This window comes from Pseudomonas poae, assembly GCA_028869255.1.
Classification (GTDB): domain Bacteria; phylum Pseudomonadota; class Gammaproteobacteria; order Pseudomonadales; family Pseudomonadaceae; genus Aquipseudomonas; species Aquipseudomonas poae_C.
In genome coordinates, this window is the sequence record CP110972.1 from 1105531 (window position 1) to 1125665 (window position 20135).

Consider the following 20135-nt stretch of genomic DNA (forward strand, 5'->3'; position numbering starts at 1 on the left):
ACATTAAGAAGGTGAATAATAATGAACTTGGTTTCACGCGGTTCCGTGCCTGTTTGGGAAATAAATCGCACGCCTTTAGTTGTTCCTTCGCCAATAAGTCATAAGGGTTTTTCGCCCACTCACCACTCTGTTGGCGCTTGGGGCGGCTCCGGTAAGCGCGTAAACGAGGCGCCGGTGGGGGCAGAGGCTTATGTTTCAACCAAGAAAAAAGGCGAAAAGCCCGAAGACATTATTAACGCTTTTAACGCCACCGAGCGTCACTTTGGTGAGTATTTTGATGTCAGTACCCACGCTGCGGTCATCAAGATGATGATGCTCAAGTTTGGCCAAAGCCCGGAAAGTGTATTTGACCCAGTAACGCCCGCATCGGGTGGCTACGCTGTGAAGATGAAGGATGGTTTCGAGCTGCATCTGACTCAAGATGAGTTGCAACGTGCTGCGGGGGCTTCACGGTTCGCCGGGGATGATCCAGGGGCGATAAAGGATGCCAATTTTATCTTTGCAGCGTTCGTCAAACGCAAGCAGATGGAAGGGCCTTACGCGTCAATGAGCAACGGCTTTGATGCAGCCCTGACCAAGACCCTTGAAGGTGAAACGCCGCTGCGAGCCCTCAAGGGTATGGGCATGGTGGGTTTTATGCAGCATGTCCCCACGGACCAGATGCACAGCAAAGGCGCGGTTGGCGTGGCCGACACCCACTACTTCGGCGCAGGGTTGGTGCTGGAGGGGCGGCAGTATGATCATCAGCGGCAGGCGCCGGTTGGGCGTACTTACGGTTACATGCTGGTGGGCGATGATGCTGCAGACGATGATCGCTCGATTGAGCAGGGCAGCGTCAGCGTTTCCAGCGTACCGGTAGGCGTAAAACCTGGCGATATCTGGAGTGGTTTCTATCAGGGCGCCGAGGGCAACTGTGTGACGGTATCGGCGATCAAGGCTGCGATGATGAAGTTCGGCCAGAACCCGACCGGTATCTACAAAAATATCAGTGCGACCAGCGACGGCTATGCCGTGACCATGCGCGATGGTTACTCACTCAGTCTGACCTTTGATGAGCTGAAAAAGGCCGAACAAGGTTCAAACCTCAAAGGGCCTGACGAAGCGCTGCTTAAGGACGCTAACTTCCTCTACGCAGTGAGTGCAAAGCGAGCCATGCTGGAAAACCACGAATCCCGCGCCGGCGAGAGTTTTGAGGTGGCAATGCAGACGCTCAATGATGGTGAGCATCCGGGGGAAGCCTTTCGACGCCTGGGGCTGTATGCCTACACGCGGCCAAGTACCGCCAAGGAGTTAGCCGAGGGCGCACTGGGAACCCTGGCCAGCTATCGGCACTCGGTGGCCGTAGTAAGTGGCAGCCTGGACCTGTATGGCTCCAAGTTGCCGCTGGCGTCGTCGGAGTGGAACAACTCCGGCTACCGGGCGATAAAGCTTGTGGGGGAGGTTACACCAGCAGTCGCCTGAAGCCTTCCACCGGTAAGGGGCGGCTGTGCAGATACCCTTGATACAAATGGCAGCCAAGCCCCTGCAAAAAGGCCAGCTGTTCGAGGGTTTCCACGCCTTCGGCAATCACTTTCAGGTTCAGGCTGCGGGCCATGGCCACAATGGCACGGATGATTTCCGCGTCGTTCGGGTCGTGGGTGGCATCACGCACAAATGACTGGTCTATTTTCAGCGCATCCACCGGCAGGCGCTTGAGATAGGTCAGTGACGAATAGCCGGTGCCGAAATCGTCCATGGCGAAGCTGATCCCGAGCTTTTTAAGGCGACGCATTTTGCTGATGGTGTCGTCGAGGTTTTGAATCACGATGCCTTCGGTGATTTCCAGCTTCAGCAGGCTGAAGGGCAGTTTGTGCGCGCGCAGGCTGCGTTCCACCCGCTCGACAAAGTCGTTCTGGCGAAACTGCCGGGGGCTGATATTCACGCACAGGCTGAAATTCAGCGGGTCCACCAGGCCCTCGGCGATCAGTTGGGCGAAGGTGGCGCAGGCTTCATCGAGAATCCAGGTGCCCACTTCCAGAATCAGCCCGCTGTCTTCCAGCACCTTGATAAATTCAGTCGGCGACTGCGCGCCCAGCTGCGGGTGCTGCCAGCGCACCAGGGCTTCGGCGCCGACGATCTTGTTGCCGCGTGCATCGACCTGCGGTTGGTAATGCACACTGAACTCGCCGCGAGACAAGGCCAGGCGCAGGTCGGTCTCCATGCGCAAGCGTTCGCTGGCAGTTTTTTGCATGCTGTTGTGGAACATCTGTGTGGTGTTGCGCCCCGAATCCTTGGCGCGGTACAGCGCGATGTCGGCACGCTTGAGCAGGTCTGCCGGGGTTGAGCCATGGTCGGGAATCAACGCCACGCCAATGCTTGGTGTTACCTGCAGCCGGTGGCCGTCGAGGAACATTGGCTCCGAAAGCAATTCGCGCAGGGTGTCGGCCAGTTCCTGCACTTGGGCGCTGACCTGTGCGCGTGAGCCTTCCAGGCCGCTGAGCAGTACCACGAACTCGTCGCCGCCCAGACGTGCCACCGTGTCCTCCATGCGCACACTGGCTTCCAGGCGCGCAGTGACGATTTTCAACACCGTGTCGCCCACCGGGTGCCCGAGGGAGTCGTTGATGTGCTTGAAGTGGTCGAGGTCGAGAAACAGCAGGGCGCCGCGCAGGTTATGGCGCTTGAGCAGGGCGATCTGCTGGCTCAGGCGGTCCATCAGCAGTGCCCGATTGGGCAGGTTGGTCAGCGGGTCGTGATAGGCCAGGTGACGGATCTGCGCCTGGGCGTTCTTCAGCAGGCTCACATCCCGGGCGGTCAGCAGCAGGCAAGGGGTTTCATTGAGGGTGATCGGCTCGACCGACACTTCCACCGCCAGCAATTCGCCACGTTTGTTGTGCCAGAGCATTTCCAGGTGATGAATGCGCCCCTTGATCTGCAGCTCGGCCAGCAGCGCCGAACGCTGGTTCTCATCGGCCCAGATACCGATCTGGTACAGCGTCAGGCCAATGGCTTCTTCGGCCCGGTAGCCGGTCAGGCGGCAAAAACCGTCGTTGACCTCCACATAACGCCCGGTGTCGCGCTCGGTGATGGAAATCGCGTCGGGGCTGGAATGGAAAGCCTTGGCAAATTTCTCTTCACTGGCTTTGAGCGCGGCCTCCGAGCGTTGCTGCTGGGTGATATCGCGCAGAGTGGTGACGATGCACGGCTGGTCGCCGACCTTGATCAACCGGCTGGAAATCACGCAGGTCAGGGCCTGGCCGTTCTTGTGGTGCACCAGGATGGCCACATTGCTCAGCGCCTGTTCGCGAATCACCCGTTCGATGCGTTGCAGGCGCTTGCTGGATTCTTCCCACAGGCCGATCTGCTCGACGCTTTTGTCGATCACTTCGGCCGCTGTCCAACCGAAGGTCTGGGTAAACGCCGGGTTGATCTCGATGAATTCCCCGCTATCCAGGCAGGTCACGCAGATCGGGTCCGGGCTGGCCTGGAACAGGCTGGCGAATTTCTCTTCGGAGGCGGTCAGGCGAAGTTCGCGCTCTACCTGGTCGGTGATATCCAGCAGGGTGCCGGCCATGCGCAGCGGCGCGCCCTGTTCGTCGCGGTAGAGGCGGGCGCGGCTTTCCAGGTAGCGCGAACTGCCGTCCTCTATTTGCACGCGGTAAGTCAGCTGGTAGTTGCCGGCGGGGCCTTCGCGCAGGGTGCGATAGGCGTTGCGCATGTTTTCGCGTTCTTCATCGGGCATGCCCTCGAAGAACGCGTCGAAAGATTCGTGGAAGGGCTCGGCCGGCAGGCCATGCAACTGGGCGGCGCGGGCCGAGCCGTAGAGCATGCCGCTGGGGATGTGCCAGTCCCAAGTGCCCAGTTGCGCCGAATCCAGGGCCAGGTCTAGGCGCTCCTGACTGTCCTTGAGGGCTTGCTCGGCGTTTTTACGTTCGGTGGTGTCAAGGAAAGTGCTGAGCAAATACGCCTCACCCTCCAGCTCGACCTTTTGCGCGCTGAGGGTGCCATCGTGGATTTGGCCGTTACTGGCGCAAAACTGTACCTCCATGGTGATGGGCTCGCCTTTGCGCTGGGTGGCTTTGACCAGCTCTGCGCGTTGCTCGGGGTGGCGCCACAGGCCAAGGTCCAGGGTGGTGCGGCCGATGGCGTCGGCCAGCGGCCAGCCGAACAGCATCTCGAAATACTGGTTGGCCTCACTGATCAGGCCGTCGGCCTGGCGGGTCAGCAACACCATGTTGGGGCACAGGTGAAACAGCGTGGCGAAGCGTTTTTCGGAGTGGCTCAGGGCGTGCTCGCGTTCGCGCTGGCGGGTGGTCTCGCGGATCACTCCGATCATGCGGCGCCGGCCGGCCTTGTCCGGGGCCAGGCTGCCATTGATTTCCAGCCAGTGATGGCTGCCATCCGGCCATTGGATATGGTGATGCATGGCCTGCTCGAACGGTTCACCCGCCAGCACCGCGTGAAAGGCCCGCACTACGCGGGCGCGATCCTGCTGCGCCAGCAGGTCAAGGTAATCCAGGTCCTTGGGCAGCGGTTGGCGGGGGTCGAAGCCGAACAGCGCCTGGGTGCCCCGCGACCAACTGATGCGCCCGGTATCGATTTCCCAGCACCACGCGCCCAGGCGGGCAGCATTGAGGGCTGCCAGCAACTGCGGGGCGCTGTCCCAGCTTTGCTCCGCCTCTTGCGGGTCAAGGGCGTAAATACGGGGCAGGGGTGGCACGGAATCGACGGGGTTGCGCATTATCAAAGGGCCTTGGCTCAATGGGCGTTCGGCGCGGTTCAGTTCAGACCTTGAGGCCGCACAGCTTCATGCCGGTATCCCTGGCAGATCGACCTGTGCATCCAATAGGCTCATGAAAGCCCGCGCAGCATTCGACAGCGTCCTTTCGGTGTGCACGATATAGCCTAGCTGGCGACTGAGTTGTATGCCCGGCAAAGCGATACTTGCCACCTGGTCATCGAGCATGGTGCGTGGCAATACGCTCCATGCCAGGCCGATCGACACCATCATTTTTATAGTTTCCAGATAGTTAGTGCTCATTGCGATGTTCGGTGTGAGGCCCTGGGCCTCGAACAGTCGGCTGACAATATGGTGTGTAAAGGTGTTGCCTCCCGGGAAAACCGCCGGGTGCCTGGCAATATCGGCCAGGTTGACCGTGCCGTTGCTGGTCAGGCTGTGTTCGGGTGCCACCACGAAATCCAGCGGGTCATCCCATACCGGGGTCGCACGCACCAGGTTGTGCGGGTCGGGTGCCAGGGTGATTACCGCCACTTCGGCGCGGCCATGGAGGATTTCTTCGTAGGCCACTTCCGAATCGAGAAACTGAATATCCAGCGCCACGTTCGGGTATTCCCGGGTAAAGGTGCGCAGGATCGGCGGCAGGCGGTGCAGGCCGATGTGGTGGCTGGTGGCCAGAGTCAGGCGCCCGCTGACTTCGCCGGTGAGGTTGGTCAGGGCGCGACGGGTGTCGTCCAGCACATTCAGAATCTGATAGGCGCGTGGCAGCAGGGCCCGGCCGGCCTCGGTCAGGCCCACTTCGCGGCCCAGTCGGTCGAACAGGCGTACCTTCAGTTGTTGCTCCAGGCCGGCAATGCGTTTGCTGATGGCCGGCTGAGTCAGGTGCAGGCGCTCACCGGCGCCGGAGAAGCTGCCGGTCTCGGCGATGGCAATAAAGGCATTGAGGTTGGCCAGATCCATTTAGGTATTCCAGTTGGTAATCCAAAGCATAAAAAATATGAATTTGAGTTATTTAATGTAGCGCCATACCATCAGCCTCACAAGCCAAAGGGTTATTGAATGTCTCAAGACCCGGGGCATAGAAAGACCGATGATGAGGACCGACTGATGGCCGGCAAAACGCTTTACGACAAGCTTTGGGATTCCCATGAAGTGAAACGGCGCGACGATGGCTCGTCGCTGATCTATATCGACCGTCACATCATCCATGAAGTGACCTCGCCCCAAGCGTTCGAAGGGCTGCGGCTGGCCGGGCGCAAGCCTTGGCGCGTCGACTCGATCATCGCCACCCCGGACCACAACGTACCGACCACCCCGGAGCGCAAGGGTGGCATTGACGCCATCGTCGACACCGTATCGCGCCTTCAGGTGCAGACCCTCGACGACTACTGCGACGAATATGGCATCACCGAATTCAAGATGAATGACGTGCGTCAAGGCATCGTGCACGTGATCGGCCCGGAGCAAGGGGCGACCTTGCCCGGCATGACCGTGGTCTGCGGCGACTCCCACACCTCCACCCACGGTGCGTTCGGCGCCTTGGCCCATGGCATCGGCACCTCCGAGGTGGAACATGTGTTCGCCACCCAGTGCCTGGTCGCCAAAAAGATGAAGAACATGTTGGTCAAGGTCGAAGGCCAGTTGCCGTTCGGCGTAACCGCCAAGGACATCGTGCTCGCGGTGATCGGCAAGATCGGCACCGCAGGCGGTAACGGGCATGCTATCGAGTTTGCCGGCAGCGCGATTCGCGACCTGTCCATCGAAGGCCGCATGACCATCTGCAACATGTCCATTGAGGCCGGTGCCCGTGTGGGCATGGTGGCGGCGGACGAAAAAACTGTCGAATACGTCAAAGGTCGTCCATTCGCACCGGCAGGCGCCGATTGGGATGCCGCGGTAGAAGCCTGGAAAGACCTGGTCTCCGACGCCGATGCCGTGTTCGACACGGTGGTTGAGCTCGACGCCGCGCAGATCAAGCCGCAAGTCAGTTGGGGCACCTCGCCGGAAATGGTCCTGGCCGTCGATCAGAACGTGCCGGACCCGGCCAAGGAAACCGACCTGGTCAAGCGCGGCTCCATCGAGCGTGCCCTGAAGTACATGGGCTTGCAGGCCAACCAGGCGATCACCGACATCCAGTTGGACCGTGTGTTTATCGGCTCTTGCACCAACTCGCGGATCGAAGACCTGCGCGCCGCGGCGGTGATCGCCAAGGGCCGCAAAGTCGCCTCGACCATCAAGCAAGCCATCGTGGTGCCAGGTTCGGGCCTGGTCAAAGCGCAAGCCGAAGCCGAAGGCCTGGACAAGATCTTCCTCGAAGCCGGTTTTGAATGGCGTGAGCCGGGCTGCTCGATGTGCCTGGCGATGAACCCGGACCGTTTGGAGTCGGGCGAGCATTGCGCGTCCACCTCCAACCGTAACTTCGAAGGGCGTCAGGGCGCCGGTGGCCGTACCCACCTGGTCAGCCCGGCCATGGCCGCCGCCGCTGCCGTCAACGGTCGTTTCATCGACGTTCGCGAATTGATCTGAGGAATACCCGATGAGAGCTTTTACCCAACACACCGGTCTTGTCGCGCCGTTGGACCGTGCCAACGTGGACACCGACCAGATCATCCCCAAGCAGTTCTTGAAGTCGATCAAGCGCACCGGTTTCGGCCCGAACCTGTTCGATGAGTGGCGCTACTCTGGACGTGGGCTACGCCTACTAGGACAACTCCAAGCGCCCCTTGAACAAGGATTTCGTGCTCAACGCCGAACGCTACCAGGGTGCCAGCGTGCTGCTGGCCCGCGAGAACTTCGGCTGCGGCTCCAGCCGTGAACACGCGCCGTGGGCCCTGGAAGAATATGGCTTTCGCAGCATCATCGCGCCGAGCTACGCCGACATTTTCTTCAACAACAGCTTCAAGAACGGCCTGCTGCCGATCATCTTGACCGACGAAGAAGTCGACGAACTGTTCAAGCAAGTGGAAGCCGAAGAGGGCTACCAGCTGACCGTCGACCTGGCCGCGCAAACCGTGACCCGTCCGGATGGCAAGGTGTACCACTTTGAAGTGGACGCCTTCCGCAAGCACTGCCTGATCAACGGCCTGGACGATATCGGCCTGACCTTGCAGGACGGCGACGCGATTGCCGCCTTTGAAGCCAAGCACCGCGCTAGCCAGCCTTGGTTGTTTCGCGACGCCTGACTCTATGTAGACCGGATTGACCCTTCGCGAGCAAGCCCGCTCCCACATTCGACCGAGTTTCTTCAGTTGAAATGCAATCAAATGTGGGAGGGGCTTGCCCCCGATGAGGCCAGTGTTAACAACACAACACCCAAGGAGCCCACCATGGCCACCACCGCCCACACCCAAGTCGTGCAAAAACAATTCGGCGAGCAAGCCTCGGCCTACCTGAGCAGTGCCGTGCACGCCCAAGGCACCGAATTCGCGCTGCTGCAGGCCGAACTGGCCGGGCAGGGCAGCGCACGGCTGCTGGACCTGGGTTGCGGTGCAGGTCATGTCAGCTTCCATGTGGCGTCGCTGGTAAAAGAAGTGGTGGCCTACGACCTGTCCCAGCAGATGCTCGACGTGGTGGCGGCCGCCGCCAGCGACCGTGCCCTGGGCAACATCCGCACCGTACAGGGCGCTGCCGAGCGCCTGCCGTTTGCCGATGGCGAATTCGACTTCGTGTTCAGCCGCTACTCGGCCCACCACTGGAGCGACCTGGGCCTGGCCCTGCGTGAAGTGCGCCGGGTGCTCAAGCCGGGCGGCGTGGCGGCGTTCGTCGATGTATTGTCACCGGGCAGCCCGCTGTTGGACACTTACCTGCAAACCGTCGAAGTGCTGCGCGACACCAGCCACGTGCGCGATTATTCTGCCGCCGAGTGGATGCAGCAGCTCAGCGAGTCCGGTTTGCATGTGCGCACCAGCAGTCGCCAGCGCCTGCGCCTGGAATACACCTCGTGGGTCGAGCGCATGCGCACGCCGCAGGCTTTGCGCGCCGCAATCCTTGAGCTGCAAAAGGCGATGGGCCAGGAAGTACGCGATTACTACGAAATTCAAGCCGACGGCACCTTCAGCACCGACGTGCTGGTGGTGTTCGCCGAGCGCTGATTGATTTTTCCCGACCTGCCCACGGGCGGGTCGCTTGATGAAATGAGGAACGCATGAGCAAGCAGATTCTGATTCTCCCTGGCGACGGTATTGGTCCGGAAATCATGGCCGAAGCGGTCAAGGTCCTGGAGTTGGCCAACACCAAGTACAGCCTGGGCTTCGAATTGAGCCACGACGTGATCGGCGGCGCCGCCATCGACAAGCACGGCGTGCCGCTGGCCGACGAAACCCTGGACCGCGCCCGCGCAGCCGACGCCGTGCTGCTCGGCGCCGTGGGCGGTCCGAAATGGGACAAGATCGAACGTGACATCCGCCCTGAGCGCGGCCTGCTGAAAATCCGTGCGCAACTGGGCCTGTTCGGCAACCTGCGCCCGGCGATCCTCTACCCGCAACTGGCTGACGCTTCGAGCCTCAAGCCGGAAGTGGTCGCGGGCCTGGATATCCTGATCGTGCGTGAACTGACCGGCGGTATCTATTTCGGCTCGCCACGTGGCGTGCGCGAGTTGGAGAATGGCGAACGTCAGGCCTACGACACCTTGCCGTACAGCGAGAGCGAAATCCGCCGTATCGCCCGGGTCGGTTTCGACATGGCCCGTGTGCGCGGCAAAAAGGTCTGCTCGGTGGACAAGGCCAACGTACTGGCCTCCAGCCAACTGTGGCGCGAAATCGTTGAAGAAGTGGCCAAGGACTACCCGGACGTCGAACTGAGCCACATGTACGTCGACAACGCCGCCATGCAGCTGGTGCGTGCGCCCAAGCAGTTCGACGTGATCGTCACCGACAACCTGTTCGGCGACATCCTGTCAGACCAGGCCTCGATGCTCACCGGTTCCATCGGCATGCTGCCGTCGGCGTCGCTGGACACCAATAACAAGGGCATGTACGAGCCGTGCCACGGTTCGGCGCCGGACATCGCGGGCCAGGGCATTGCCAACCCGCTGGCGACCATCCTGTCGGTCTCGATGATGCTGCGTTACAGCTTCAACCTGAGCGATGCGGCGGACGCGATCGAGAAGGCCGTAAGCCTGGTGCTGGACCAGGGCCTGCGCACCGGTGACATCTGGTCACAAGGTTGCACCAAAGTCGGTACGCAAGAAATGGGCGACGCAGTAGTCGCCGCGCTGCGGAATCTGTAATCTCTCGGGCCCGCTTGCAGATGTTGCTGCAAGGCGGCCCACTTTTTAACAAGGTGTAGTTGCGATGAAACGTGTAGGTCTGATCGGTTGGCGCGGTATGGTCGGTTCCGTGCTCATGCAGCGGATGCTGGAAGAGCAGGATTTCGATCTTATTGAGCCGGTGTTTTTCACCACCTCGAACGTGGGTGGCCAAGGGCCGTCCGTGGGCAAGGATATTGCTCCGCTCAAGGACGCCTACAGCATTGAAGAGCTGAAAACCCTCGATGTGATTCTGACCTGCCAGGGTGGCGACTACACCAGCGAAGTCTTCCCCAAGCTGCGCGAAGCCGGCTGGCAGGGTTACTGGATCGATGCCGCCTCGAGCCTGCGCATGCAGGACGACGCGGTGATCATCCTCGACCCGGTCAACCGCAAGGTCATCGACCAGCAGTTGGATGCCGGCACCAAGAACTACGTCGGCGGCAACTGCACCGTCAGCCTGATGCTGATGGGCCTGGGCGGCCTGTTCGAAGCGGGCCTGGTCGAGTGGATGAGCGCCATGACCTATCAGGCGGCCTCCGGCGCCGGCGCGCAGAACATGCGTGAACTGATCAAGCAGATGGGCGCGACCCATGCCGCGGTTGCCGATCAACTGGCGGACCCTGCCAGCGCGATCCTCGACATCGACCGCCGTGTGGCCGAAGCCATGCGCAGCGATGCGTACCCGACCGAGAACTTCGGTGTGCCATTGGCCGGCAGCCTGATCCCGTGGATCGACAAAGAGCTGCCGAACGGCCAGAGCCGCGAAGAGTGGAAGGCCCAGGCTGAGACCAACAAGATCCTCGGTCGCTTCAAGAGCCCGATCCCGGTGGACGGCATTTGCGTGCGCATCGGCGCCATGCGTTGCCACAGCCAGGCGCTGACCATCAAATTGAACAAAGACGTGCCGATCGCTGATATCGAAGGGCTGATCAGCCAGCACAACCCTTGGGTCAAGCTGGTGCCGAACAACCGTGATATCAGCATGCAGGAGCTGAGCCCGACCAAGGTCACCGGCACCCTGAATGTGCCGGTTGGTCGTCTGCGCAAGCTGAACATGGGCAGCCAGTTCCTCGGCGCGTTCACGGTTGGCGACCAGCTGCTGTGGGGCGCGGCTGAGCCGTTGCGTCGCATGCTGCGGATTCTGCTGGAGCGTTGATCGCTGCTGGTAGGATGAAACCCGCGCTCTGGTGACAGGCGCGGGTTTTTTGTTGCTCTTGAGGGCCTCATCGCAGGCAAGCCAGCTCCCACATTTGGCTGTGTTCACAAATCAAAATGTGGGAGCCGGGCTTGCCCGCGATGGGGCCATCAGCCTCACCCCAGGGCCCAGCCCAATTGCCTCACCCCCAACCACCCGGTAAAGTGCCGCTCCCCCCGCAATGCCCGAGGCAGCCCCCATGACCCAGACCTTTGAAATCGCCGTGATCGGCGCCACCGGCACCGTCGGTGAAACCCTGGTGCAGATCCTCGAAGAGCTGAGTTTTCCGGTGGGCACTCTGTACCTGTTGGCCGGTAACAATTCAGCCGGTGCTTCAGTACCCTTTCGCGGCAAGAACGTACGGGTCAAGGAAGTCGACGAATTCGACTTCAGCAAAGTGCAGCTGGCGTTCTTCGCGGCCGGCCCGGCGGTGACCTTGAGCTTCGCGCCACGCGCCACGGCGGCAGGGTGTTCAGTGATCGACTTGTCGGGCGCCTTGCCTGCCGAGCAGGCACCTCGCGTGGTGCCGGAAGCCAACGCGCACGTGCTCAAGGGGCTGAAAAACCCTTTCCAGCTCAGCAGCCCAAGCCCCTCCGCTACCAACCTGGCCGTCGTTCTGGCGCCATTGCGCAACCTGCTGGATATCCAGCGCGTCAGCGTCACCGCCAACCTGGCCGTGTCTGCCCAGGGCCGTGAAGCCGTCAGCGAGCTGGCCCGGCAAACCGCCGAGCTGTTGAATGTGCGCCCGCTGGAGCCGCAATTTTTTGATCGGCAGATGGCCTTCAATCTGTTGGCCCAAGTCGGCACGCCGGATACCCAGGGTCATACAGTCCTGGAGAAACGTCTCGTACACGAGCTGCGTGCAGTGCTGGAAACACCTTTACTAAAGATTTCCGCAACTTGCGTTCAAGCCCCGGTGTTTTTTGGCGATAGCCTGACTGTGTCATTGCAATTGGGCGCGGCGGTCGACCTGGCCGCCGTCAACCGCGCACTTGACGCAGCGCCGGGTATCGAGCTGGTGGAAGAGGGTGACTACCCCACTGCGGTGGGCGATGCGGTCGGCCAGGATGTGGTCTACGTCGGCCGAGTGCGTGCGGGCGTGGACGACCCGGCGGAACTAAATTTGTGGCTGACGTCAGATAACGTACGCAAGGGTGCAGCACTGAATGCTGTGCAGCTGGCGCAGTTGTTGATAAAAGGCCTTGCGTAAAAGATACTTGGCGGCAATTTGTAGATTGATTCTAGCCAGGCGCTATGCTTGGCCCGAAGCGAAACAGAAGCGTGTCGGTGACCTATCGGCTCGCCATGCCTTATGGCAGCGGTTACCAACCTTCTCGCAGGTCGGGGAGTGTTCAGACAAAGGATGAGGCTATGGTTCAAGTTCGCAAACTGGTGTTAGCAATAGCGGCCGCCTCGGCGCTGACCTCCGGTATGGCGCAGGCGCTGCAGCTGGGGGAAATGACCCTCAAGTCGAAGTTGAACCAGCCGTTGTCGGTGGAAATCGAGTTGCTTGACGTGGGTGGCCTCACGGCTTCCGAGATCACGCCGAGCCTGGCGTCCGACCAGGCGTTTGTAGACGCAGGCGTGGATCGCCAGGCCTTCCTCAATGACCTGACATTTACGCCAGTGGTCAACCCCAGCGGCCGCAGTGTGGTGCGTGTCACCTCCAGCAAGCCACTGCCCGATTCCTACGTACGTTTCCTGCTGCAGGTGCAATGGCCCAACGGCCGCCTGATGCGTGATTACAGTGTGTTGCTCGACCCGGCCAAGTTCGAACAGCCGGCGCCGACCGCCAGCGCGCCAGCGCCGCGTTTGAGCGCACCTGCCGGTACCGCGCCAGCTGTCAGCAAGCCCGCACAGCACACCACAACTTCTCGCGATACGTTGTGGGAAATTGCCGAAAAGAATCGCAACGGTGCGTCGGTTCAGCAAACCATGCTGGCAATTCAGGCGCTCAACCCCGACGCCTTTATCGATGGCAATATCAACCGCTTGAAAACCGGCCAGGTTCTGCGCCTGCCGGATCGCGTGCAGGCGACCAGCCTGCCGCAACCCCAGGCGATTGCCGAAGTCACCGCGCAAAACGCCGCCTGGCGCCAGGGCCGGCGTACGGCGGCCAATCAGCCGGCGGGCAAGCAACAGCTGGACGCCACCAAGCGTACCCAGGCCGGCAATGCACCGGCGAGCACCAATGCCAAAGACAACCTGAGCCTGGTCTCCGCTGAGGCGGCCAAGAAGGGTGGCAAGGGCAAGGCTGGAGACGGCCAGGCATTGGGCGACAAGCTGGCGATGACCCAGGAACAACTGGACACCACCCGTCGCGACAACGCCGAGCTGAAAAGCCGTGCGGCGGATTTGCAGAGCCAGTTGGACAAACTGCAAAAACTGATTCAACTGAAAAACGATCAACTGGCCCGCCTGCAGGCGGAAAAGGCTGACCCGACTGCGCCGGCGACGGCGACGGCCGCGATGCCCGCCCAACTGGCCGCTGAGCCTGCGAGCACTGCGCCTGCCCCTGCGCCGGATGCTACGCCGACCGCCGCCGCGCCTGAGCCCGAGCCGATCAAGCCGGATGCCGCGCCTGCCACTACCGAAGGCAAATTCAACGACCTGCTGACCAACCCGATCATACTGGGTGTGGTCGGCGGTGCGGCTGGGCTGCTGGTGCTGTTGCTCCTGCTGTTGTGGGCGCGTCATCGCAACGCCCGCCTGGAGGAGGAAAAACACCTGCGCATGGCGCGGGCCCTGGCTGAAGAGCCGGAGTTCAGCTCGAACATCGACCACGACCTGCCGCCGGACAGCTTCGAAGGGCTGGAAGTACCACCGCCGAGCGTCAAGCTGGCCGCCGCTCCCGCACCGGCTCCAGTGGTTGAACCGGTCGTGGTGGTGCCGACTGTCGCCTCTGTGCTTGCGCCGCTGGCAGTCGCCGTGGCCCCACAAAACGCCAACGATGCCCTGGCGCAAGCCCAGTCCCATATCGACCGTGGCCACCTGAACCAGGCCGCCGACGTGCTGGAGCAGGCGATCAAGCATGAGCCCAAGCGCAGCGACCTGCGTTTGAAGCTGATGGAAGTCTACGGCCTGCAAAATGACAAGGACGGCTTCGTCACACAGGAGCGTCAACTGGTGGCCACTGGTGAAAACCACGCCCAGGTCGAACAGCTCAAGGCTCGCTTCCCGGCCATGGCCGTGCTGGCGGCGGGCGTCAGTGCCGCCGTTGCCGCGGCGGCGCTGGACGCTCAATACGTCAAGGATTTGCTCGAAGACAAGCCGGCCGCAGCCGAGCCGGAAGCCTTCGACACGGATTTCGATTTGAGCCTGGACGATCTGGAAGCCGCGTCACCCGCCGTGGTCAAGGACGATCAGCAAACGTTCGAGTCGCTTTTGCAGCAGCAGACTGAAGCCAATGCGAGCCCGGGTGACGTGTCGGACTTCGACCTGGACTTGCAGTTGGACGCGCCTGCTTCCACGCAATCTGACGATGACTTTCTCTCGGGCCTTGAAGACCAGATGAAGGATGTGCCGGCGGTCGAGCCACCGACCCTGACCCCTGCGGCGCCGGAAGATTTCGAGCTGCCGGAGGATTTCGACTTGTCCCTGGCCGATGAGCCCGAGGCCGCCGTCCAGCCTGACGCCTTTGCGTCCGAGCTGGATGACGTGAATGCCGAACTGGACCGTCTGTCCCAGAGCCTGGAGCACCCGCCCATCGAGCCGTCCTTCACCGCTGAAGACGCGGCGCTGGGCGCTGATGAGCCGGAATTCGACTTTTTGTCCGGCACCGATGAGGTCGCCACCAAGCTCGATCTGGCCCAGGCTTACATCGACATGGGCGACATGGATGGGGCGCGGGACATTCTTTCCGAAGTGCTGACCGAAGGTGACGAGGGGCAGCGCGGTGAGGCCAAGGAAATGCTCGGGCGCTTGTGAGCGCCGCGGCGACCTTTTGTGGGCGTCGGGCTTGCCCGCGATGCAGGCGACTCGGTCTGCGGGTAAATCGAGTTGATGCTATCGCAGGCAAGCCAGCGCCCACACAAACCGGCATAATGGCCGCCTTTGCGCAACTCATCAGGCTCTCAGTTCTTGGCAAATATAGATAACGCGGCCGCCGAAATGGCGGCCGCAGGCTTTTACCGCATCGCCCTCGGCGTGGAATACAAAGGCTCGCGCTATCGCGGCTGGCAGCGTCAGGCGTCCGGTGTGCTGACGGTGCAGGAAACCCTGGAAAACGCTTTGTCGAAGGTCGCCGACTCACCGGTGTCGCTGATGTGCGCCGGGCGTACCGACGCCGGTGTGCACGCCTGTGGCCAGGTGGTGCATTTCGACACTCAGGCCGAGCGCACCATGAAGGCCTGGGTGATGGGCGCCAACATCAATTTGCCCCATGACGTCAGCGTCACCTGGGCCAAAGTCATGCCTGCGCATTTTCATGCGCGCTTCAAGGCCATCGCCCGGCGCTATCGCTACGTGATCTACAACGATCAGATCCGCCCCGCGCACCTTAACCAGGAAATCACCTGGAATCATCGTCCGCTGGACGCGGAGCGTATGGCCGAGGCCGCGCAGCACCTGGTGGGCGTGCATGATTTCAGCGCGTTCCGTGCCGGCCAGTGCCAGGCCAAGTCGCCGATCAAGGAGGTCCATCACCTGCGGGTGACCCGTCACGGCAAGATGATCGTGCTGGATATCCGCGCCGGGGCGTTCCTGCACCATATGGTGCGCAATATTGCAGGCGTGCTGATGACCATCGGCACCGGTGAGCGCCCGGTGGAATGGGCCAGGGAAGTGCTCGAAAGCCGTATTCGCCGCACCGGCGGTGTCACGGCGCATCCGTTCGGGTTGTACCTGGTGGATGTGGAGTACCGCGACGAGTTCGAATTGCCGGATCGCTTCATGGGTCCACATTTCCTCACAGGTTTCAGCGAACTTGGCGGCTGACGCCTGGAAAAGCTTTTGTTACCATCCGGGACTTTCTCGGTTCAACCCCTGAGGTTTCTACGATATGTCTGCCGTTCGCAGCAAGATTTGCGGGATTACCCGCATAGAAGACGCGCTGGCGGCAGTCGAGGCGGGGGCGGACGCCATCGGTTTTGTGTTTTATGCCAGGAGCCCGCGAGCGGTGAACGTGTTGCAGGCGCGGGCGATCATTGCCGCGTTGCCGCCGTTCGTGACCACTGTGGGTCTGTTCGTCAATGCCAGCCGTTGCGAACTCAACGAGACCCTGGATGCCGTACCCCTGGATGTGCTGCAGTTTCACGGCGATGAAACCCCGGATGAGTGCGAAAGCTACCAGCGCCCGTATATCAAGGCGCTGCGGGTCAAGGCCGGCGACGACATCGCCGGCGCCTGCGCTGCCTACACCGGCGCACGCGGGATCCTGCTGGACACCTATGTCGAAGGTGTACCCGGCGGGACTGGCGAAGCATTCGACTGGTCGCTGATTCCCGAGGGGCTGAGCAAGCCGATCATCCTGGCCGGGGGGCTCAACCCCGTTAATGTTGCGGCGGCCATCCAGCAGGTTCGGCCGTACGCAGTGGATGTCAGTGGCGGGGTGGAACAGGGCAAGGGCATCAAGGATCACGGCAAGATTCGCGCATTCATGCAGGCTGTGCGTAACAGCAGTGGCGGGATGTGACGGCTGGCAGTCTGCCGCCGTCCATAACTACCACTGTGTAAAACAGCACCGGCGCCGCCTGCGGGAGGCCCGGAAATGAAGTGGCAACCCTGCACTGGCAGGTTGTCTGGAAGGCTGAGGAGGCATGCGGGAAAAGGCCGGTCGAACGTCTGACCCCGTCCAGCATGCGTCATCGCCACATATGAATTTAGCTCAAGGGCATACGCGGGGCTGAGTTCAAGCCACCGGTACTGGAGAAAGAAAGCATGAGCAACTGGTTAGTAGACAAACTGATCCCTTCGATCATGCGTTCCGAGGTGAAAAAAAGCTCGGTTCCTGAAGGTCTGTGGCACAAGTGCCCATCCTGCGACGCGGTGCTCTACCGCCCCGAGCTGGAAAAGACCCTGGATGTTTGCCCCAAGTGCAACCACCACATGCGCATCGGCGCCCGCGCCCGCATCGATATCTTCCTGGATGCCGACGGCCGCAATGAACTGGGTGCTGATCTTGAGCCGGTTGACCGTCTCAAGTTCCGCGATGGCAAGAAGTACAAGGACCGCCTGACCGCTGCCCAGAAGCAGACCGGTGAGAAGGACGCGCTGATTTCCGTCAGCGGCAAGCTGCTGGGCATGCCGGTGGTGGTGTCGGCGTTTGAGTTCTCCTTCATGGGCGGCTCCATGGGTGCCATCGTCGGCGAGCGCTTCGTGCGTGCCGCCAACTACGCCCTGGAAAACCGTTGCCCGATGATCTGCTTCGCCGCCTCCGGTGGTGCGCGTATGCAGGAAGCGCTGATTTCCCTGATGCAAATGGCCAAGACCTCTGCGGTGCTGGCGCGTCTGCGTGAAGAAGGCATCCCGTTCATCTCCGTGCTGACCGACCCGGTCTACGGCGGCGTTTCCGCCAGCCTGGCGATGCTGGGTGATGTGATCGTCGGCGAGCCCAAGGCCCTGATCGGCTTTGCCGGCCCGCGTGTGATCGAGCAGACCGTGCGCGAAAAACTGCCGGAAGGCTTCCAGCGCAGCGAGTTCCTGCTGGAGCACGGCGCAATCGACCTGATCATCCCGCGTGGCGAGTTGCGCCCACGGCTGGGTAGCCTGCTGGCGCAAATGATGGGCCTGCCGACCCCTGTGTACGTCGCGCCTAAGGTTGAGCCGATCATCGTGCCGCCGGTGCCTGCAAACCTATGACCCAACGAACCCTTGGCGAATGGCTCGCCTACCTTGAGCAGTTGCATCCGTCAGCCATCGACATGGGCCTGGAGCGCTCGCAACAGGTAGCGGCCCGCCTTGGGTTGGGCCGGCCGGCACTGCGTGTGATCACGGTGACCGGTACCAACGGCAAAGGCTCTACCTGTGCCTTTGTCGCGGCGCTGCTGCAGGCCCAAGGGCTGAAAGTCGGCGTCTACAATTCCCCGCACTTGCTGCGCTACAACGAGCGGGTGCAGCTCAATGGCGTCGAAGCCACTGATGAGCAGCTCTGCGAAGCCTTCGCCGCACTGGATACCGGCCGGGGCGAGATTTCCCTGACTTACTTCGAGATGGGCACCCTGGCGGCGTTCTGGCTGTTCGAGCGTGCGCAGCTGGATGTGGTCGTTCTGGAAGTGGGCCTGGGCGGGCGCCTGGACACGGTCAACGTGGTGGATGCCGACCTGGCGCTGGTGACCAGCATCGGCGTGGACCACGCCGACTACCTGGGTGACACCCGTGAATCCGTGGCCTATGAAAAGGCCGGGATTTTCCGTCAGGGCAAGCCTGCACTCTGTGGGGATCTGGACCCGCCGCAACCCTTGCTGGACAAGGTGCGCGAGCTGGATTGCCCGTTTTTCCTGCGCGGGCGCGACTTCAATCTGGAAATCGGTGACCAGCACTGGCAATGGCGCGGGCGTGATGCGCGTGGCCAGGCTGTGGCGCTGCGCGACCTGCCGCTGTTGAACCTGCCGATGGAAAATGCCGCGCTCGCGCTGCAAGCGTATCTGCTGCTTGACCTGCCGTGGCAGGCCGAGCAGATTGCCGCGACCTTGCTGGCTACCCGCGTGGTGGGGCGCCTGGACCGTCGTGCGTTCGAATGGCAGGGCAAGCGCCTGAACCTGCTGCTGGATGTGGGGCACAACCCGCATGCGGCCGAGTATCTGGCGCAGCGGCTGGCGCGTACGCCGCCGGTTGGTCGTCGGCTCGCCGTCTTCGGTTTGTTGGCCGATAAAGACCTGGGCGGGGTGGTTGCGCCGTTGCTGGGAAGCGTCCAGGCGTGGGCGGTTGCGCCGCTGGACTCGCCGCGCAGCCGTCCGGCTGCTGAGTTGGCAGCCGCCTTGCAGAACCTTGGTGCGCCCGTGGCGTCGTATGCAAGCGTGACCGAGGCCCTTGAGGCGCAGTGTGCAGTGGCAACGGCCGAGGACGAGATTCTGTTGTTCGGATCATTTTATTGTGTTGCCGAGGCGCTTGAATGGTTGGCCCGGCGCTCCACGGAGGAAGCTGCACATGGCATTACTGGATAGCGCATACAAGCAGCGAATGGTTGGAGCCCTGGTTCTGGTGGCGTTGGCGGTGATTTTCCTGCCGATGCTGTTCTCTCGCCAGGACGAACAGCGCCAGGTTGTTGTTGAGGCACCGGCAGCCCCCAGGCACCGGCGGTGCCTCAGGTTCAGGTTGAGCCGGTGGTGGTGCCCGAGCCGCAGGCCTTGCCGGAAGAAGAGCCTGTGCCGACAGATGACGAGGTGGCTGCGCAGCAGGCGCCGTCAATGCCGGTGCAGCCGAGCGTACCGGTGGTCAAGCCCGCTCCGGCGCCTGCCGTAGCGGTCAAGCCTGCCGCACCTGCGCCTGCGCCCAAGCCGGTAGCGCCGCAACCCGCTGCACCTGGCAAGCCGGACGTAGGTCAAAGCCGTATCGACCCGAACGGTCTGCCGATCAGTTGGTCGATCCAGGTGGCCAGCCTGGGCAATCGCGAAGGTGCCGACGCTTTGCAGAAAAAGCTGCGTAGCCAGGGGTATAACGCCTATATCCGTAGCGCCGACGGCAAGAACCGGGTGTTTATCGGACCGCTGATCGAGCGTGCCGAGGCGGATCGCCTGCGCGATCTGCTGGATCGACAGCAGAACCTCAAGGGGTTCGTGACCCGGTTCCAGCCTGAGCGCGGCTGATTAGCGTCAGTCTCTGGTTGGAATGCGAGTCAAGTGTGGGAGCTGGCGTGCCTGCGATGACGGTGGTTCAGTCAACAGTTATGTTGCTGGCCCATCGCAGGCAAGCCAGCTCCCACATTCGTTTTAGAGCGCTCTTGAAATCAGCTTGGCTCGCCACAAACTATTGATTTGCAAAGCGCCGTCAATCACAGCTTACCGATAGCCCGACGCTCTGCTAAAATGCGCCGCCTT

General features: G+C 61.8%; 13 protein-coding genes and 2 pseudogenes. 13 read left to right on the forward strand and 2 right to left on the reverse strand.

Features of this window, described 5'->3' with window-relative positions; translation table 11 throughout:
• Positions 1-21: 21 nt before the first annotated feature.
• Positions 22-1461: a hypothetical protein gene (locus LRS56_05185; protein ID WDU63921.1), complete on the forward strand. Its 1440-nt coding sequence runs from the start codon at positions 22-24 to the stop codon at positions 1459-1461.
• Here LRS56_05185 and LRS56_05190 read toward each other — a convergent pair.
• Positions 1442-4720 (reverse strand): EAL domain-containing protein, encoded by a 3279-nt coding sequence (locus LRS56_05190; protein WDU63922.1) that lies wholly within the window; start codon positions 4718-4720, stop codon positions 1442-1444. The genes LRS56_05185 and LRS56_05190 overlap by 20 nt on opposite strands.
• Positions 4721-4786: 66 nt before the next feature.
• On the reverse strand, positions 4787-5677 hold the full coding sequence (locus LRS56_05195; GenBank protein WDU63923.1) for a LysR family transcriptional regulator: 891 nt from the start codon (positions 5675-5677) through the stop codon (positions 4787-4789).
• Between the two features lie 147 nt (positions 5678-5824).
• Here LRS56_05195 and leuC point away from each other — a divergent pair, with 147 nt between their 5' ends.
• From leuC to LRS56_05255, 12 genes and pseudogenes are all read left to right on the forward strand, one after another.
• The gene (gene leuC, locus LRS56_05200) at positions 5825-7243 is read left to right on the forward strand and encodes a 3-isopropylmalate dehydratase large subunit (protein ID WDU63924.1); all 1419 of its coding nucleotides are present in this window, start codon (positions 5825-5827) and stop codon (positions 7241-7243) included.
• Positions 7244-7253: 10 nt separating this feature from the next.
• Positions 7254-7899 (forward strand): annotated as a pseudogene (gene leuD / locus LRS56_05205) (3-isopropylmalate dehydratase small subunit).
• A 144-nt stretch (positions 7900-8043) separates the two neighbouring features.
• Complete coding sequence (locus LRS56_05210) at positions 8044-8808, forward strand: class I SAM-dependent methyltransferase (GenBank protein WDU63925.1); 765 nt, start codon at positions 8044-8046, stop codon at positions 8806-8808.
• 53 nt (positions 8809-8861) lie between these two features.
• Complete coding sequence (gene leuB / locus LRS56_05215) at positions 8862-9944, forward strand: 3-isopropylmalate dehydrogenase (protein WDU63926.1); 1083 nt, start codon at positions 8862-8864, stop codon at positions 9942-9944.
• A 64-nt stretch (positions 9945-10008) separates the two neighbouring features.
• Positions 10009-11121: an aspartate-semialdehyde dehydrogenase gene (gene asd / locus LRS56_05220; protein ID WDU63927.1), complete on the forward strand. Its 1113-nt coding sequence runs from the start codon at positions 10009-10011 to the stop codon at positions 11119-11121.
• 238 nt (positions 11122-11359) lie between these two features.
• Positions 11360-12370, forward strand: a complete 1011-nt coding sequence (locus LRS56_05225; protein ID WDU63928.1) for an aspartate-semialdehyde dehydrogenase — start codon at positions 11360-11362, stop codon at positions 12368-12370.
• A 161-nt stretch (positions 12371-12531) separates the two neighbouring features.
• Positions 12532-15087 carry a peptidoglycan-binding protein gene (locus LRS56_05230; GenBank protein WDU63929.1) on the forward strand — a complete coding sequence of 852 codons (2556 nt, stop codon included), beginning with the start codon at positions 12532-12534 and terminating at the stop codon, positions 15085-15087.
• Between the two features lie 183 nt (positions 15088-15270).
• Positions 15271-16095, forward strand: a complete 825-nt coding sequence (gene truA, locus LRS56_05235) for a tRNA pseudouridine(38-40) synthase TruA (protein ID WDU65692.1) — start codon at positions 15271-15273, stop codon at positions 16093-16095.
• 64 nt (positions 16096-16159) lie between these two features.
• Positions 16160-16792, forward strand: a complete 633-nt coding sequence (locus LRS56_05240; GenBank protein WDU63930.1) for a phosphoribosylanthranilate isomerase — start codon at positions 16160-16162, stop codon at positions 16790-16792.
• A gap of 245 nt (positions 16793-17037) precedes the next feature.
• Positions 17038-17958, forward strand: coding sequence for an acetyl-CoA carboxylase, carboxyltransferase subunit beta (gene accD / locus LRS56_05245; GenBank protein WDU63931.1), 921 nt, complete (start codon positions 17038-17040; stop codon positions 17956-17958).
• Positions 17955-19262, forward strand: coding sequence for a bifunctional tetrahydrofolate synthase/dihydrofolate synthase (gene folC / locus LRS56_05250; GenBank protein WDU63932.1), 1308 nt, complete (start codon positions 17955-17957; stop codon positions 19260-19262). The genes accD and folC overlap by 4 nt, the downstream gene beginning before the upstream one ends.
• Positions 19246-19904 (forward strand): annotated as a pseudogene (locus LRS56_05255) (SPOR domain-containing protein). The gene folC and the pseudogene LRS56_05255 overlap by 17 nt, the downstream one beginning before the upstream one ends.
• Positions 19905-20135 lie beyond the last annotated feature (231 nt).

Coding starts and splice junctions, on each gene's coding strand:
- leuB (WDU63926.1), top strand. CDS start 8,862: ATGAGCAAGCAGATTCTGATTCTCCCTGGCGACGGTATTGGTCCGGAA.
- LRS56_05190 (WDU63922.1), bottom strand. CDS start 4,720: ATGCGCAACCCCGTCGATTCCGTGCCACCCCTGCCCCGTATTTACGCC.
- LRS56_05195 (WDU63923.1), bottom strand. CDS start 5,677: ATGGATCTGGCCAACCTCAATGCCTTTATTGCCATCGCCGAGACCGGC.
- LRS56_05185 (WDU63921.1), top strand. CDS start 22: ATGAACTTGGTTTCACGCGGTTCCGTGCCTGTTTGGGAAATAAATCGC.
- LRS56_05225 (WDU63928.1), top strand. CDS start 11,360: ATGACCCAGACCTTTGAAATCGCCGTGATCGGCGCCACCGGCACCGTC.
- asd (WDU63927.1), top strand. CDS start 10,009: ATGAAACGTGTAGGTCTGATCGGTTGGCGCGGTATGGTCGGTTCCGTG.
- accD (WDU63931.1), top strand. CDS start 17,038: ATGAGCAACTGGTTAGTAGACAAACTGATCCCTTCGATCATGCGTTCC.
- LRS56_05210 (WDU63925.1), top strand. CDS start 8,044: ATGGCCACCACCGCCCACACCCAAGTCGTGCAAAAACAATTCGGCGAG.
- LRS56_05230 (WDU63929.1), top strand. CDS start 12,532: ATGGTTCAAGTTCGCAAACTGGTGTTAGCAATAGCGGCCGCCTCGGCG.
- folC (WDU63932.1), top strand. CDS start 17,955: ATGACCCAACGAACCCTTGGCGAATGGCTCGCCTACCTTGAGCAGTTG.
- leuC (WDU63924.1), top strand. CDS start 5,825: ATGGCCGGCAAAACGCTTTACGACAAGCTTTGGGATTCCCATGAAGTG.
- truA (WDU65692.1), top strand. CDS start 15,271: ATGGCGGCCGCAGGCTTTTACCGCATCGCCCTCGGCGTGGAATACAAA.
- LRS56_05240 (WDU63930.1), top strand. CDS start 16,160: ATGTCTGCCGTTCGCAGCAAGATTTGCGGGATTACCCGCATAGAAGAC.